Source organism: Streptococcus vicugnae (assembly GCF_016461705.1).
GTDB classification, from domain to species: domain Bacteria; phylum Bacillota; class Bacilli; order Lactobacillales; family Streptococcaceae; genus Streptococcus; species Streptococcus vicugnae.
This window is the reverse complement of record NZ_JAEMHW010000001.1, coordinates 12,602-27,009: the sequence shown is the minus strand read 5'-3', so window position 1 is coordinate 27,009 and position 14,408 is coordinate 12,602. Positions and strand designations below refer to the sequence as shown.

General features: G+C 36.6%; 13 protein-coding genes and 2 tRNA genes. All 15 read left to right on the top strand.

Annotated elements, in window-relative coordinates; genetic code table 11:
• Positions 1 to 254: 254 nt before the first annotated feature.
• The 15 genes from JG537_RS00165 to JG537_RS00095 all read left to right on the top strand — a co-directional run bounded on the left by JG537_RS00165 (position 255) and on the right by JG537_RS00095 (position 14,402).
• Entirely contained in the window at positions 255 to 1,379 is a 1,125-nt protein-coding gene (locus JG537_RS00165; protein ID WP_199542317.1) for a tyrosine-type recombinase/integrase, read from the top strand.
• A gap of 145 nt (positions 1,380 to 1,524) precedes the next feature.
• Complete coding sequence (locus JG537_RS00160) at positions 1,525 to 2,274, top strand: class I SAM-dependent methyltransferase (RefSeq protein ID WP_199542316.1); 750 nt, start codon at positions 1,525 to 1,527, stop codon at positions 2,272 to 2,274.
• A 136-nt stretch (positions 2,275 to 2,410) separates the two neighbouring features.
• The gene (rpsP, locus tag JG537_RS00155; protein WP_199542315.1) at positions 2,411 to 2,683 is read left to right on the top strand and encodes a 30S ribosomal protein S16; all 273 of its coding nucleotides are present in this window, start codon (positions 2,411 to 2,413) and stop codon (positions 2,681 to 2,683) included.
• Positions 2,684 to 2,700: 17 nt separating this feature from the next.
• Complete coding sequence (locus tag JG537_RS00150; protein ID WP_003065320.1) at positions 2,701 to 2,949, top strand: KH domain-containing protein; 249 nt, start codon at positions 2,701 to 2,703, stop codon at positions 2,947 to 2,949.
• Between the two features lie 260 nt (positions 2,950 to 3,209).
• Positions 3,210 to 3,281: transfer RNA gene (locus JG537_RS00145), tRNA-Gln, on the top strand.
• A gap of 26 nt (positions 3,282 to 3,307) precedes the next feature.
• Positions 3,308 to 3,379 (top strand) — tRNA-Glu (locus tag JG537_RS00140).
• Positions 3,380 to 3,464: 85 nt separating this feature from the next.
• Positions 3,465 to 3,983, top strand: coding sequence for a ribosome maturation factor RimM (rimM, locus tag JG537_RS00135; protein WP_132869418.1), 519 nt, complete (start codon positions 3,465 to 3,467; stop codon positions 3,981 to 3,983).
• Entirely contained in the window at positions 3,973 to 4,701 is a 729-nt protein-coding gene (gene trmD / locus JG537_RS00130) for a tRNA (guanosine(37)-N1)-methyltransferase TrmD (RefSeq protein WP_132869419.1), read from the top strand. The genes rimM and trmD overlap by 11 nt, the downstream gene beginning before the upstream one ends.
• Before the next feature lie 60 nt (positions 4,702 to 4,761).
• The gene (locus JG537_RS00125) at positions 4,762 to 5,274 is read left to right on the top strand and encodes a GrpB family protein (RefSeq protein ID WP_132869417.1); all 513 of its coding nucleotides are present in this window, start codon (positions 4,762 to 4,764) and stop codon (positions 5,272 to 5,274) included.
• Entirely contained in the window at positions 5,275 to 6,276 is a 1,002-nt protein-coding gene (locus JG537_RS00120) for an NAD(P)/FAD-dependent oxidoreductase (RefSeq protein ID WP_199542308.1), read from the top strand. It begins immediately after the preceding gene.
• Between the two features lie 165 nt (positions 6,277 to 6,441).
• The gene (locus tag JG537_RS00115) at positions 6,442 to 7,194 is read left to right on the top strand and encodes a DeoR/GlpR family DNA-binding transcription regulator (protein ID WP_277997071.1); all 753 of its coding nucleotides are present in this window, start codon (positions 6,442 to 6,444) and stop codon (positions 7,192 to 7,194) included.
• A complete protein-coding gene (pfkB, locus tag JG537_RS00110) occupies positions 7,191 to 8,102 on the top strand; it encodes a 1-phosphofructokinase (protein ID WP_199542306.1) in 912 nt (303 codons plus the stop codon). The genes JG537_RS00115 and pfkB overlap by 4 nt, the downstream gene beginning before the upstream one ends.
• Positions 8,099 to 10,027, top strand: a complete 1,929-nt coding sequence (locus tag JG537_RS00105) for a PTS fructose transporter subunit IIABC (protein WP_199542304.1) — start codon at positions 8,099 to 8,101, stop codon at positions 10,025 to 10,027. Before pfkB ends, JG537_RS00105 begins: the two co-directional genes overlap by 4 nt.
• Positions 10,028 to 10,297: 270 nt before the next feature.
• On the top strand, positions 10,298 to 12,532 hold the full coding sequence (gene metE, locus JG537_RS00100) for a 5-methyltetrahydropteroyltriglutamate--homocysteine S-methyltransferase (RefSeq protein WP_199542302.1): 2,235 nt from the start codon (positions 10,298 to 10,300) through the stop codon (positions 12,530 to 12,532).
• A gap of 13 nt (positions 12,533 to 12,545) precedes the next feature.
• Positions 12,546 to 14,402: a bifunctional homocysteine S-methyltransferase/methylenetetrahydrofolate reductase gene (locus JG537_RS00095; protein ID WP_199542295.1), complete on the top strand. Its 1,857-nt coding sequence runs from the start codon at positions 12,546 to 12,548 to the stop codon at positions 14,400 to 14,402.
• Positions 14,403 to 14,408 lie beyond the last annotated feature (6 nt).

Genomic DNA, 14,408 nt, shown 5'->3' with positions numbered 1-14,408 from the left:
CTATGGTGAATAAGCAGGAGTTAATTAAAAGTACTTTCCTTATTTTAAGGTTGGAACATTGAACAAGTATATTTTAAATATTGCTGATAATGAACAGTTTAAACATGTGATATTACGTCCATCAACTCGGATGACAATGATTAATGTTAGAGGTTTTTACCTATATTTACGTTGGTGTGAAGAACGAAGAGTTAAATGATATAATGTAAGCATTGATTAAAGATATGCTTGCTATTGTTAAGATAGGAGGCCATATGTTTTATAAAGAATTGGATAATGGTAAATATCGCTATTATCAAAAAAATTGGAATATAAAAGAGGAGCGGTGGTTACAAGTTTCTGTTACTTTAAAGTCAAAGACAAGGACTGTGCAGGCAGAAGCAAAACGGATTTTAGAAGATAAAATTAATGAGAAAAATAGTGTTCATTTATTACAAGCTGAAACTGTAGAAGAAGTGTTTGCGCAATGGTTAGTCATTCGTGATATAAAGCCTAGTACACTAAGAACTCAAACGCAGATAATGAACGTTTTTATAAAAGTTTTTGGCAATAAAAAAACAACAAAAGTTAAATCATCTGCATTGCAAACATATTTATTAGCTAAAGATTGGTCATATGGCTATCGGAATTTAGTTAGGGTTTACTTATTTTCCTTTTTTAGATATGCTAAAACTGTTGGTTATCTTGAAGATAATTCAATGGATAGAGTTGTTTTACCAAAGCATAAAGTCACACAGGAAGAAGTAGAGTTAAAGAGAGAACATTATTTATCAAGACATCAGATTCGACTTTATTTAGATGTTCTTGATGAATATGGAACAAATCCAATATTTAATATATCGTTTGAATTCTTGTATTTAACAGGGTTGCGTATAGGTGAAGCTCAGTCGTTAATGTGGTCTGATATTAATATTGAGGATAGACTATTGACAGTAAAACACACCGTTCAGAAGGGAAATAAGAAATCAGATTATAAGATTACAACACCTAAGACAATTCATTCATATCGAAAAGTGTATTTTAATAGTAGGGTAGTAGAGTTATTGTGTGAGTTAAAACGATTAACTTTTATAGAAAGCGACAAAAATTTGGTTTTTACAGATGGTCAAGGAGATTTTTTCCTTTTGGATACATTTAATTTATATATTCAACGCTACTTTGATAATCAAGAAATTGGTAAGTCAGATAATTTTAAACTAACTAGTCATGTTTTTAGGCATTCTCATGTTAGCTTGTTGGCGGAATTAGGTTTTCATGTTCGTGAAATTATGGAACGAGTTGGACATAGTGATGAAAAAACGACGATTCAAATTTATACTCACGTGACAGAAAAAATGAAACAAAATAGTTTTGAAAAGTTAGAATTTGTTGCAATATGAGTAACCAAAAACTAACCAAAAATTAAATAAATAAGTATAAATAAGTGGTAGTTAGTTGTTGATGATAAATTGTGAAATAGCAGAAAATAGTAGTATTTAGCAGTAAGTGTTTTTGTGAAACTGTGTTAGGTGCTATAATATGAGTATGACAATTGCAATTACAACGAGTTTAAGAGAAAATAACGACTTGTTAAAAAAAGCCCAAGCTATTGGTGAAAAGCTTTCTTTACCAGTCATTAAGCGACAAAAACAATCTGTAACAAAACTTTTAAAGGGAAGAGAGGGAGTGCTTCTGGTTTATGAAACTAAGCTTTGCTTGGTTAACCAAGATGGCAGTGAGCTTGTATTTCATCCAGATACTGCAATGTTACGTATTAAGAGCTCGCATGATGCTTTAATTGATTTGCTGGGAAAAGAATCTTTACAAATTCTTGATACTACAATGGGCTTAGCTAGTGATAGTATTGTTATGGCATACGCTGGTCACGATGTAACAGCAGTAGAGAGTAATCCTTTGATTCATTTCATTGTTTCAGAAGGGTTAAAAAGTTATCAATCTGACTATGATGCTTTAAATCAAGCTATGCGCTCAATTCAGACAGTGTGTTCTGAAAACTTAGCCTATCTTAAAAAGATGCCAGATAATTCTTTTGATGTGATTTATTGTGATCCAATATTTTCGGAAAGAATCACAGAATCTAAAAATTTAGATGGACTACGTCAATACGCTAATGAGAAAGCCTTTTCAAATGAATTTCTAAAAGAGGCTATGCGCGTGGCTAGAAAGAAGATTATCATTAAAGCACACTTTAGAGATGAAGTCTTTGAAAAATATGGCTTTAAGCAATTTGTACGACCGAATCAGAAGTTCCATTATGGTGTAATTGAGATTTAAATAGTAATTAAAAAAATTTTAAAAGGTGTCAAGTTTTTTTCTTGACACCTTATCTTTTTATGATATAATAAGTTAAGTGAGTTAGTAGCAGAGCTATTAACCTAAACAAAAAATATAGAAAAGAGACTTTATACTAATGGCAGTAAAAATCCGTTTAACTCGTATGGGTTCTAAGAAAAAACCTTTCTACCGTATCAACGTAGCTGATTCACGTGCTCCACGTGATGGTCGTTTCATCGAAACAGTTGGTACTTACAACCCACTTATCGAAGAAAACCAAGTAACATTGAAAGAAGATCGTGTTCTTGACTGGTTGTCAAAAGGTGCACAACCTTCAGATACAGTTCGTAACATCCTTTCAAAAGAAGGCGTTATGAAAAAATTCCACGATTCAAAATTCTCAAAATAATAGAGTAGACTAAGCCTATGGATACCATTGAAAATCTTATTATCGCTATTGTGAAACCTTTGATTTCACAACCAGATAATCTTACCATTAAAATTGAAGATACACCTGAGTTTTTAGAATATCATCTTGATTTGGATGCACAGGACATCGGTCGTGTTATCGGTAAAAAAGGTCGTACCATTACAGCGATAAGATCGATTGTCTATTCGGTACCAACGCAAGGTAAAAAAGTAAGACTCGTTATTGACGAAAAAGGAGAAGAGTAGCAACTAGCTACTCTTTTTCTTTTTTTAAAATAAGTGGATTTTAGTTTTTTATCAAAAATGAAAAATTTTTTGAAAAAAATTCGAAAAAAGGGCTTTTCAAACTATAGTGTTTATGATAGAATATTTTTTGTGCTGATTTAGGGAATGTTTAAAAGCTCTGACTTCAGCCAATGACTATGTGAGCTTCAAAAAATTTAAAAAGTTTTTAAAAAGCTCTTGACAAGCAATTGAAATTGCGATAGAATAGTCTATGTTGTTTATGGGGTATAGCCAAGCGGTAAGGCAAGGGACTTTGACTCCCTCATGCGTTGGTTCGAATCCAGCTACCCCAGTAAACCGCAGAGGTTTTTGTTAATATGGTCCGTTGGTCAAGGGGTTAAGACACCGCCTTTTCACGGCGGTAACACGGGTTCGAATCCCGTACGGACTATCTTGACCAGTTGCAGAGAGGCAGCTGGTTTTTTCTTTACCATTTTTATGGTAAAATGATAAAGACTAAGTTATGTGGAGTTAAAATGAAATACTATAATGTTGGAAAGATTGTTAATACTCAAGGCCTTCAAGGGGAAATGCGAGTATTGTCAGTGACTGATTTTACTGAAGAACGTTTTAAAAAAGGTTCAAAATTATCTGTTTTTGATGATAAAGACCGTCTTTTGCTTGATGTTGAAATTGCTAGCCATCGTAAACAAAAGAATTTCGATATTATCAAGTTTAAAGGCATGTATCATATTAATGATATTGAAAAATATAAAGGCTGTACCTTGAAAGTTGCTGAGGAAAACTTGTCAGATCTCGAAGATGGTGAGTTTTATTATCATGAAATTATTGGACTTGATGTCTATGAAAATGATGTCTTGATTGGGCAAGTTAAAGAAATTTTACAACCTGGTGCCAATGACGTATGGGTGGTTAAACGTAACGGCAAACGCGATTTGCTATTGCCATACATTCCACCAGTTGTTTTAAACGTTGATGTTGCAGGTAACCGTGTTGATGTAGATGTGTTGGAAGGACTTGATGATGAAGATTGATATCTTAACCCTCTTTCCAGAAATGTTTGCACCACTGCAATATTCTATTGTTGGTAAAGCTAAAGAAAAAGGTCTACTTGACATTAATTATCATAATTTCCGTGATAATGCTGAAAAAGCTCGTCATGTTGATGATGAACCTTATGGTGGTGGCCAAGGAATGTTGCTTCGTGCTCAGCCAATTTTTGACACAATTGATAAAATTGATGCCAAAAAACCTCGCGTTATTCTGTTAGATCCAGCTGGACGTACTTTTGATCAAAGCTACGCTGAAGAATTGGCGCAAGAAGAAGAGTTGATTTTTATCTGTGGTCACTATGAAGGTTATGATGAACGTATTAAGACTTTGGTGACTGATGAAATTTCGTTGGGTGATTTTGTATTGACCGGTGGAGAATTAGCAGCGATGACGATTGTCGATGCAACTGTTCGCTTGATTCCCAAGGTTCTTGGAAAAGAAGCGAGTCACCAAGATGATTCTTTCTCATCAGGTTTACTAGAATTTCCTCAATACACACGCCCTTATGATTTCCGTGGAATGAAAGTTCCAGATGTCTTGATGAGTGGCCACCATGAAAATATTCGCAAATGGCGTATTGAACAAAGTCTTCGTAAGACTTTGGAACGTCGACCAGATTTACTAGAAAATTATGCTTTCACTAAAGAGGAAGAGGCTATTTTCTGTAAGATTCTCAAAGAGAAAGACGCGAAAGAATAGAATATGTGATATAATAGAGGACATGCAGGCTGTATGTCTCTTTATTTTTATGGAGGTTTTATGCGAACGAAGGAAGTTCTTGTTCTTTCCTATCAAGAGAGTTGGAAAGATGATTTTGAGAAGATTGCAAAAGAGTTGCAAGAAGCTCTTGGAAATTTAATTCTTAGAATAGAACACGTAGGTAGCACCTCGGTTCCAGAACTTTCTGCTAAGCCAATTATTGATATTGACTTGGTGATTGCTTGTGATACGGATTTATCTGAGGTTATCAAGGCTTTAGCAGCGATTGGCTACATTCATGAAGGAAATCTAGGGATTGAAGGCAGGGAAGCTTTTGCTTATTCAGGTAAAGAGCATCTTCAAGTTCATCATCTCTATGTTTGTCCGGAAGATTCACCTGAGTTAAAGCGTCATCTGGCTTTTCGTGATTATTTGCGAAGTCATCCTGAAGCTGTTTTAGCTTATGGTAACGTTAAAGAAAAAGCAGCAAAGCTATTTCCTAAAGATATTGACAGCTACATTGCCTATAAATCATCAATTATTGAAGAAATATACAAGGAGTTGGAAAAATAAATGTCAGAAAATCACGAAATCTATGATATTACCATCATTGGTGGTGGACCTGTTGGGTTGTTTGCGGCATTTTATGCTGGTTTACGTGGAGTTTCAGTGAAAATTATTGAAAGTTTATCTGAACTCGGTGGTCAACCCGCGGTTCTTTATCCGGAAAAAATGATTTATGACGTTGCTGGTTTCCCGGGAATCACGGCAGCTGATTTGACTGAAAATCTTATCAAGCAATTAGATCGTTTTAAAGATACTACGTCTATTTGCCTTAAGGAAGAAGTTAAAACTTTTGAAAAAGATGGTGATATTTTCACTATTGAAACAACTAAAGGACAACATTTTTCACGTGCAATCGTGATTGCATGTGGTAATGGAGCTTTCGCCCCACGTACACTTGGTTTAGAAGGTGAAGAAGCTTATGCTGATAATAATCTCTTCTATAATGTTCACAAGCTTGACCAATTTGCTGGCAAGGATGTGGTTATCTGTGGTGGTGGCGATTCTGCTGTAGACTGGGCTAATCATTTAGATGGTTTAGCTAAAAGTGTTACAATTGTACACCGTCGTGATGCTTTCCGTGCTCATGAACACAGCGTTGAAGTTTTGAAAGAGTCAAATGTTAACATCTTAACACCTTATGTGCCACTTGAACTTTCTGGTGATGGACAATTTGTTAAGAGTCTGACTGTTCAAAAAGTGAAATCTGATGAAACTATTGAATTGCCATTGGATGCTTTGATTGTTAGTTTTGGCTTCTCAACTTCAAATAAAAATCTTAAAAACTGGAACGTTGATTACAAACGTTCAAGTATTGCTGTTTCACCATTGTTTGAAACAAGTCAAGCAGGTGTTTATGCTATTGGTGATGCGGCTGACTATGAAGGTAAAGTTGATTTGATTGCAACTGGTTTTGGTGAAGCACCAACTGCCATTAATCAAGCTATCAACTACATTTTCCCTGATCGTGATAATCGTGTGGTTCACTCAACATCCTTGATTAACGAATAAGAAAAAAGCTCTGTAAGAAATTGTCTTACAGAGCTTTTTTGTAACTATCAAGAATATTTTCAGGAAATTGACGGTTAGAATGAAAAATGATAGAATTTGATAGAAAGTGCTTGACATTGACTGGGAATATAGTATAATTCTATCTGTAAACGATTTCAAAAGGAGGTGGCGAGGATTCTAAAATCTAAACGAAAGCAGTTAATCATGGAGAAACTTTCCCATGATAAATATGTTCGGCTAGATGATTTAGTTAGCTTACTAGATACCTCTGAATCCACTGTTCGCAGGGATTTAGACGAACTTGAAAGTGAGCGTAAACTTCATCGAGTACACGGTGGAGCAGAACTTCCGCACTCTCTCCAAGAGGAATTTACCAATCAACAAAAATCTATCAAAAACATTCAAGAAAAAATGCTAGTTGCGGAAAAAGCAGCGTCCTTGATTTCAAATGATGATGTTATTTTTGTAGATGCGGGTACAACAAATGAATTGTTGCTAGGTTATTTGAATCAAGACAATTTGACTGTTGTAACCAATTCAATTCACCATGCAGCCAAACTGGTTGATAAAAATATTAAGACCATTATTATTGGTGGTCATGTAAAAAAATCAACCGATGCCAGTATTGGAGCTGTGGCTTATGAGCAGATTAAACAGTTAAACTTTGATAAAGCGTTTTTGGGCATTAATGGGATTGATGAAGAATTCTTAACAACGCCTGACATGGAAGAAGCTGTTATCAAAAAGACTGTCATTGAAAATGCCAGAAAGACATACATCGTTACAGATTCATCGAAGATTGGTCGTGTATCCTTTGCCAAGGTCGATAAGGTTGAGAATGCTACAATTATTACCAATCAATCTAGCAGAGCACTGATGAAAAAAATAAAAGAAAATACGAGGGTAATTGAAGTATGATTTACACAGTAACTCTTAATCCATCTATCGATTTTATTGTTCGCTTGGATAGTTTAGCACTTGGAAGTGTTAACCGTATGACTAGCGATGATAAATTCGCTGGTGGTAAAGGGATTAATGTTAGCCGTATTTTAAAACGTCTTGATATTGAAAATACAGCCACAGGATTTATCGGTGGATTTACAGGGCGTTTTGTGAAAGATGGCTTGGTAGATGAAGGCATTGCAACAAAATTTGTTGAAGTTTCTGAGGACATACGTATTAATGTCAAAGTTAAAGCGGGTGAAGAAACAGAAATCAACGGTGCAGGTCCACACATCTCAACAGAAAAACTTGAAGAATTGGAAGCTATTCTTGCTGGTCTTTCAAGTGAAGATACTGTTGTTTTTGCAGGTTCAGCTCCAAGTAGCCTTGGAAACCAAGTCTATAACACATTGATTCCGATTGCTAAAAAAGCCGGTGCAGAAGTTGTTTGTGATTTTGAAGGACAAACACTTTTAGATGCCTTAAACTATCAACCACTTTTGGTGAAACCAAATAATCATGAATTAGCTGATATTTTTGGTGTTGAATTAAACGGTCTTGCTGATATTGAAAAATACGCCCGTGAAATTCTCGCTAAAGGTGCTAAAAACGTTATTATTTCAATGGCTGGTGATGGTGCATTATTAGTTACACCAGAAGCGGCTTACTTTGCAAAACCTATCAAAGGTACTGTTAAAAACTCTGTAGGTGCTGGAGACTCAATGGTAGCTGGATTTACTGGTGAATATGTCAAATCTGGCGATCCAATCGAAGCTCTTAAATGGGGTGTCGCATGTGGAACAGCAACTACGTTCTCAGATGATTTAGCGACAGCTGAATTTATTAAAGAAACATATCAAAAAGTAGAGGTAGAAAAACTATGAAAATTCAAGACTTGCTCAGAAAAGATGTCATGATTCTTGATTTGAAAGCAACTTCAAAAGAAGCTGTTATCGATGAAATGATTACAAGCCTTGTTGAACACGGAGTTGTAACTGATTTTGATACTTTCAAACAAGGTATCATGAATCGTGAAGCTCAAACATCAACTGGTCTAGGTGATGGTATTGCAATGCCTCACAGCAAAAATGCAGCTGTAAAAGAAGCAACAGTCTTGTTTGCAAAATCTGCTGTGGGTGTTGATTATGAAGCCTTGGATGGTCAACCAACTTACCTTTTCTTCATGATTGCAGCACCAGACGGAGCAAACGATACTCACTTGGCTGCTCTTGCTGAATTGTCAAAATACCTTTTGAAAGATGGTTTTGCTGATAAATTGCGTCAAGTGACTACAGCTGATGAAGTCATTGCAACTTTCAACGCAGCTGAAGAAGATAATAAAGCTCAAGAAGTTGCAAAAGCAGCTCCTGTTTCAGATGACAAGCCACTTATCGTTGCTGTAACAGCATGTACAACTGGTATTGCTCACACTTACATGGCAGAAGAAGCTCTTATCAAACAAGGTGATGAAATGGGTGTCACTGTTCGTGTTGAAACAAATGGTGCATCTGGTGTTGGTAACCGATTGACAGCAGACGAAATTGCACGTGCCAAAGGTGTTATTGTAGCTGCAGATAAAGCAGTAGAGATGGCTCGCTTTGATGGTAAACCATTGGTGTCTCGTCCAGTTGCTGACGGTATCAAGAAAACTGAAGAATTGATTAACATCATCCTTGATGGTAAAGCAGAAACTTACAAAGCTTCTGCAGAATCAGCGGTTGAATCAAAAGAATCAGGTGAAAAACTTAGCCTTGGTGCTGCTTTCTATAAACACTTGATGAGTGGTGTTTCTCAAATGTTGCCATTCGTTATCGGTGGTGGTATCATGATTGCTCTTGCTTTCTTGATTGATAACATCTTGGGTGTGCCAAAAGATCAATTATCTAACTTGGGTACTTACCACCAAGCAGCTGCTTACTTCAAGACAATTGGTAATGCTGCTTTTGGTTTCATGCTTCCAATCTTGGCTGGTTACATTGCTTACTCAATTGCTGAAAAACCTGGTCTTGTAGCTGGTTTCGTAGCTGGTGCTATTGCTTCAGGAGGATTTGCTTGGGGTAATCTAGAAGGAACACCTTCAGGTTTCCTTGGTGCTCTTGTAGGTGGTTTCCTTGCTGGTTGGTTGGTTAACCTTGTTAAAAAAGCTTGCTCTGGTTTACCACGTTCACTTGAAGGAATTAAATCAATCTTGCTTTACCCATTACTTGGTGTATTCTTGACTGGTTTTGCAATGTTGTTTGTCAATATTCCAATGGCAGCAATTAACACTGGTTTGAATAACTTCCTTGGAGGTCTTCAAGGTGCATCAGCAGTTCTTCTTGGAGCTATTCTTGGTGGTATGATGGCTATCGATATGGGTGGACCATTTAACAAAGCTGCGTATGTCTTTGGTACAGGTACACTTGCTGCATCAGTAGCAACAGGTGGTTCAGTTGCTATGGCATCAGTTATGGCTGGTGGTATGGTTCCTCCGTTGGCAGTATTTGTTGCAACTCTTCTTTTCAAAAATAAATTTACTGAAGAAGAACGTAACTCTGGTTTGACAAATATTATCATGGGTCTTTCATTCATTACTGAGGGTGCTATCCCATTTGGTGCAGCGGATCCTGCACGTGCTATTCCAAGCTTTATGGTTGGTTCAGCTGTAGCTGGTGGTCTTGTTGGAGCATTTGGTATTAAATTGATGGCTCCACACGGTGGTATCTTTGTTATTGCTTTGACAAGTGCTCCAATTCTTTACCTTGTCTTTGTTATCATTGGTGCAATCGTCGCTGGTCTTCTCTTCGGAGCCCTTAAAAAAGCTAAATAATCAAAGTCATTACAATACAACTCATACAAAAATTATTAATCTAACAACGATAAAGGGATTCCTTCGGGAATCTCTTTTTTAAGTATTAGAAGATTCTTGTTATAGTTAAAAACTATGACTAATTCTAAGTGCATAGTTAAAAACTATAGCAAAACATAAAAAGATAGAATGGCTAGAACCATTGAAAAATAAGGGTTTATCGGTTAAAATCTTAACTATAAAATTTTTGGATTGTATAGTTTTTAACTAATACGGTTATAGGAGGTAACTATGGTTAAGGTTTCGAATTTGGGATATCCGCGTTTAGGTGAAAATCGTGAGTGGAAAAAATTGATTGAATCATATTGGGCTGGCAATATTTCACAAGACGAGCTTCAAGCACAAGCCAAAGAATTGCGCTTGTCATTCTTGAAAAAACAAGCTGATACAGGTCTTGATTTAATCCCTGTTGGTGATTTTTCTCTTTACGATCATATTTTGGATTTGTCAGTTCAATTTGGCGTTATTCCGAATCGTTTTGCTAAAGAAGATATCAATCTTGATTTATTTTTTGCTATTGCGCGTGGGAATAAAGAAAATGTTGCATCATCAATGAAAAAATGGTTCAACACAAATTATCACTACATTGTGCCAGAATGGTCAAAAGTTAAACCACATTTGACAAATACACGTTTGCTTGATTTGTATCTTGAAGCAAAAGAAGTGGTTGGTGATAAAGCAAAACCAGTCATCACAGGACCAATTACTTATGTGGCTTTATCAGCTGAGGTAAGTGATTTTACATCGGCAGTCAAAAGACTTTTACCACTTTACAAACAAGTCTTTGCAGAATTAGTTGAAGCAGGAGCAACTTATATTCAAGTTGATGAACCAATTTTTGTAACGGATGAAGGTGCGGATCTTCTTGAAGCTGCTAAATGCGTCTATGCTTATTTTGCTAAAGAAGTTCCTCAAGCTAAAATTATTTTCCAAACATATTTTGAAGCCTTGATTGATGCTAAAGATTTGTCAGAACTTCCTGTTGCTGCTTTTGGTCTTGATTTTGTTCATGGTCTTGAAGAAAACCTTGAAGCTATTGAAGCTGGATATTTTGAAGGAAAAGAAGTATTTGCCGGGGTTGTTGATGGACGTAATATTTGGGCAACTGATTTTGTAAAAACATCTGCCTTGCTTAAAAAAATCCAAGAAAAAGTTGGTAATCTTGTGATTCAACCATCTTGTTCACTTCTTCATGTACCGGTAACAACTAAAAATGAAACTGCCCTAGATCCAGTTTTGAAAAATGGTCTTGCATTTGCTGATGAAAAACTACAAGAACTTGAACTTTTGAGCCAATACCTAGATGGTCAAGAAACTGAAGCTTATAAACAGCATGTGGCTGATTTTGATGCCTTGCAAGCAGCAGACTTCCGTAATGTTACGCTTGAAAGCTTGGACAACGTACCAACAGAACGCGTTGACTATAAGATTCGTCGCAAAGTCCAACAAGAAAAACTTGGTTTGCCAACTCTTCCAACAACAACGATTGGATCATTCCCTCAATCACCAGAAATTCGTCGCACTCGTTTGGCTTGGAAACGTGGTGACATCTCAGATGCGGAATATGAAGAATTTATCAAATCGGAAATCGCACGTTGGATTAAAATTCAAGAAGACCTTGATCTTGATGTCTTGGTACACGGTGAGTTTGAACGTGTGGATATGGTTGAGTTCTTCGGTCAAAAGCTAGCTGGATTTACTACAACAAAACTTGGTTGGGTGCAATCATACGGATCACGTGCAGTTAAACCACCAATTATTTACGGTGATGTTAAACACATTCAACCATTGTCAGTGAAAGAAGTGGTTTATGCTCAAAGCCTAACAGAACGTCCGGTTAAAGGAATGCTAACAGGACCAATTACAATTACTAACTGGTCATTTGAACGTTCTGATATTTCACGCGCAGATCTTTTCAATCAAATTGGACTAGCTATCAAAGATGAAATCAAATTGCTTGAAGATGCTGGAATTGCCATTATTCAAGTGGATGAAGCTGCTCTTCGTGAAGGATTACCGCTTCGTAAAGCTAAGCAAAAAGCATATCTTGATGATGCGGTTCATGCTTTCCGCATTGCGACATCATCTGTAAAAGATGACACACAAATTCATACGCATATGTGCTACTCTAAATTCAATGAAATTATTGATTCTATTCGCGCTTTGGATGCGGATGTCATTTCAATCGAAACAAGCCGTAGTCATGGTGATGTGATTGAATCATTTGAAACAGCTGTCTACCCACTTGGTATTGGTCTTGGTGTCTATGATATTCACTCACCACGTGTACCAACAAAAGAAGAAGTGATTGAAAATATTGAACGTCCACTTCGTCAATTGTCATTAGAACAATTCTGGGTAAACCCTGACTGTGGTCTTAAAACACGTCGCGAACCAGAAACAATTGCCTCACTTAAAGTATTAGTAGAAGCAACTAAGGAAGTTCGAGCAAAATACGGAAAATAAGGAAGGTTGAGCTATGTCACGATTATTAGAACGTTTAAAAACAGATATTTTAGTCGCTGACGGTGCTATGGGAACTCTTCTTTACGCTAATGGTCTTGATAATTGTTACGAAGCTTATAATTTGACGCATCCAGAAAAAGTTTTAGCGATTCATAAAGCTTATATTGACGCTGGTGCTGATGTCATTCAGACAAACACCTATGCAGCTAAGCGACACCGACTGGATGGATATGGCTATGATGATAAAGTCAAAGAAATCAATCAAGCCGGTGTCAGAATTGCTAGACAAGCAGCTGGTGAGGATACCTTTGTTTTGGGAACGGTTGGGGCACTCAGAGGTCTTAAACAATGTGAATTAACACTTGATGAAATCATTCAAGAAACATTGGAACAGGTCGGTTATCTACTTGAAACTAATGACATTGATGGCCTTTTATTTGAAACTTATTATGATGAAGAAGAAATTATCGAGGTCTTAAAAGCAGTTAGGCCTTTGACGGATTTACCGATTATTACTAATATTTCTCTTCATGAAGCTGGAATTACTGAAAATGGTCGTCCTTTGGTCGAAATCTTTGGTAAACTTGTCATGCTTGGGGCAGATGTTGTGGGATTGAATTGTCACTTGGGACCATATCATATGATTCAATCTCTGAAACAAGTACCTCTTTTTGCCCAATCTTATTTAGCTGTTTATCCAAATGCTAGTTTGTTATCTTTCGTTGATGACAATGGCAGTGGGCAGTATGGATTTAGCCAGAATGCAGATTATTTTGGAAAAAGCGCAGAGCTGCTTGTTGCAGAAGGCGCACGTTTGATTGGCGGCTGTTGTGGAACAACTCCTGACCACATCAGAGCAGTCAAACGAGCTATTAAAGGTTTAAAACCAGTTACTCGAAAATTCGTTACGCCAATGGTTGAAGAAGCAGAGCTGATTAAAGCAGTTAAGCAGTCAGAAACAATCGTTGACAAAGTCAAAAGAAAAGTGACCATTATAGTTGAGCTTGACCCACCAAAAACGCTTGATATTAAAAAGTTTACTGAAGGGGTAAAAGCATTAGATGAGGCGGGGATATCCGCTATTACCTTGGCAGATAATTCTTTAGCAAAAACTCGAATTTGTAATGTGAGCATTGCTTCGCTTTTAAAAGATGAGATTTCAACGCCATTTTTGCTGCATTTATCTTGTCGTGATCATAATATGATTGGACTTCAATCACGTCTTTTGGGGATGGATGTGTTGGGATTTCATCAGGTATTAGCGATTACAGGGGACCCATCTAAGATAGGAGATTTTCCGGGAGCAACCAGCGTATACGATGCCACTAGCTTTAAACTATTAGAGTTGATTAAGCAACTCAACAAAGGAAAAGGCTACAGTGGTGCCAGTATTAAAAAAGAAACAACGTTTACAGCAGCTGCGGCTTTCAATCCTAATGTCAAAAATCTATCACGTTGCGGTCGTTTGATTGAGAGAAAGATTGCTGCTGGAGCCGATTGTTTTATTACACAGCCTATTTTTAACAGTGAAATTATTGAAAATCTAGCGGATTTAACACGAGATTATGAAACGCCATTTTTTGTTGGAATTATGCCCATTACTAGCTACAATAACGCCGTTTTCCTTCACAATGAAGTTCCTGGTATTCAATTATCAGATGACTTCTTAGCTAAATTAGAAGCAGTGAAAGATGATAAGGAAAAATGTCAACGTCTAGCATTAGAAGAGAGTAAGGTATTAATTGACCACGCTTTAGAATTCTTTAACGGAATTTACCTCATTACACCATTTATGCGCTATGATTTAACGGTTGAACTAATTGATTATATCCATCAAAAAGTTGAACAACAAAACCAAATAATACCTTAGAGAGAT

What these genes read in the sequence shown, in the direction of transcription:
- JG537_RS00160 (WP_199542316.1), top strand. Translation starts at nt 1,525, where the DNA reads ATGACAATTGCAATTACAACGAGTTTAAGAGAAAATAACGACTTGTTA.
- pfkB (WP_199542306.1), top strand. Translation starts at nt 7,191, where the DNA reads ATGATTTACACAGTAACTCTTAATCCATCTATCGATTTTATTGTTCGC.
- trmD (WP_132869419.1), top strand. Translation starts at nt 3,973, where the DNA reads ATGAAGATTGATATCTTAACCCTCTTTCCAGAAATGTTTGCACCACTG.
- JG537_RS00125 (WP_132869417.1), top strand. Translation starts at nt 4,762, where the DNA reads ATGCGAACGAAGGAAGTTCTTGTTCTTTCCTATCAAGAGAGTTGGAAA.
- rimM (WP_132869418.1), top strand. Translation starts at nt 3,465, where the DNA reads ATGAAATACTATAATGTTGGAAAGATTGTTAATACTCAAGGCCTTCAA.
- JG537_RS00165 (WP_199542317.1), top strand. Translation starts at nt 255, where the DNA reads ATGTTTTATAAAGAATTGGATAATGGTAAATATCGCTATTATCAAAAA.
- rpsP (WP_199542315.1), top strand. Translation starts at nt 2,411, where the DNA reads ATGGCAGTAAAAATCCGTTTAACTCGTATGGGTTCTAAGAAAAAACCT.
- JG537_RS00120 (WP_199542308.1), top strand. Translation starts at nt 5,275, where the DNA reads ATGTCAGAAAATCACGAAATCTATGATATTACCATCATTGGTGGTGGA.
- JG537_RS00105 (WP_199542304.1), top strand. Translation starts at nt 8,099, where the DNA reads ATGAAAATTCAAGACTTGCTCAGAAAAGATGTCATGATTCTTGATTTG.
- JG537_RS00095 (WP_199542295.1), top strand. Translation starts at nt 12,546, where the DNA reads ATGTCACGATTATTAGAACGTTTAAAAACAGATATTTTAGTCGCTGAC.
- metE (WP_199542302.1), top strand. Translation starts at nt 10,298, where the DNA reads ATGGTTAAGGTTTCGAATTTGGGATATCCGCGTTTAGGTGAAAATCGT.
- JG537_RS00150 (WP_003065320.1), top strand. Translation starts at nt 2,701, where the DNA reads ATGGATACCATTGAAAATCTTATTATCGCTATTGTGAAACCTTTGATT.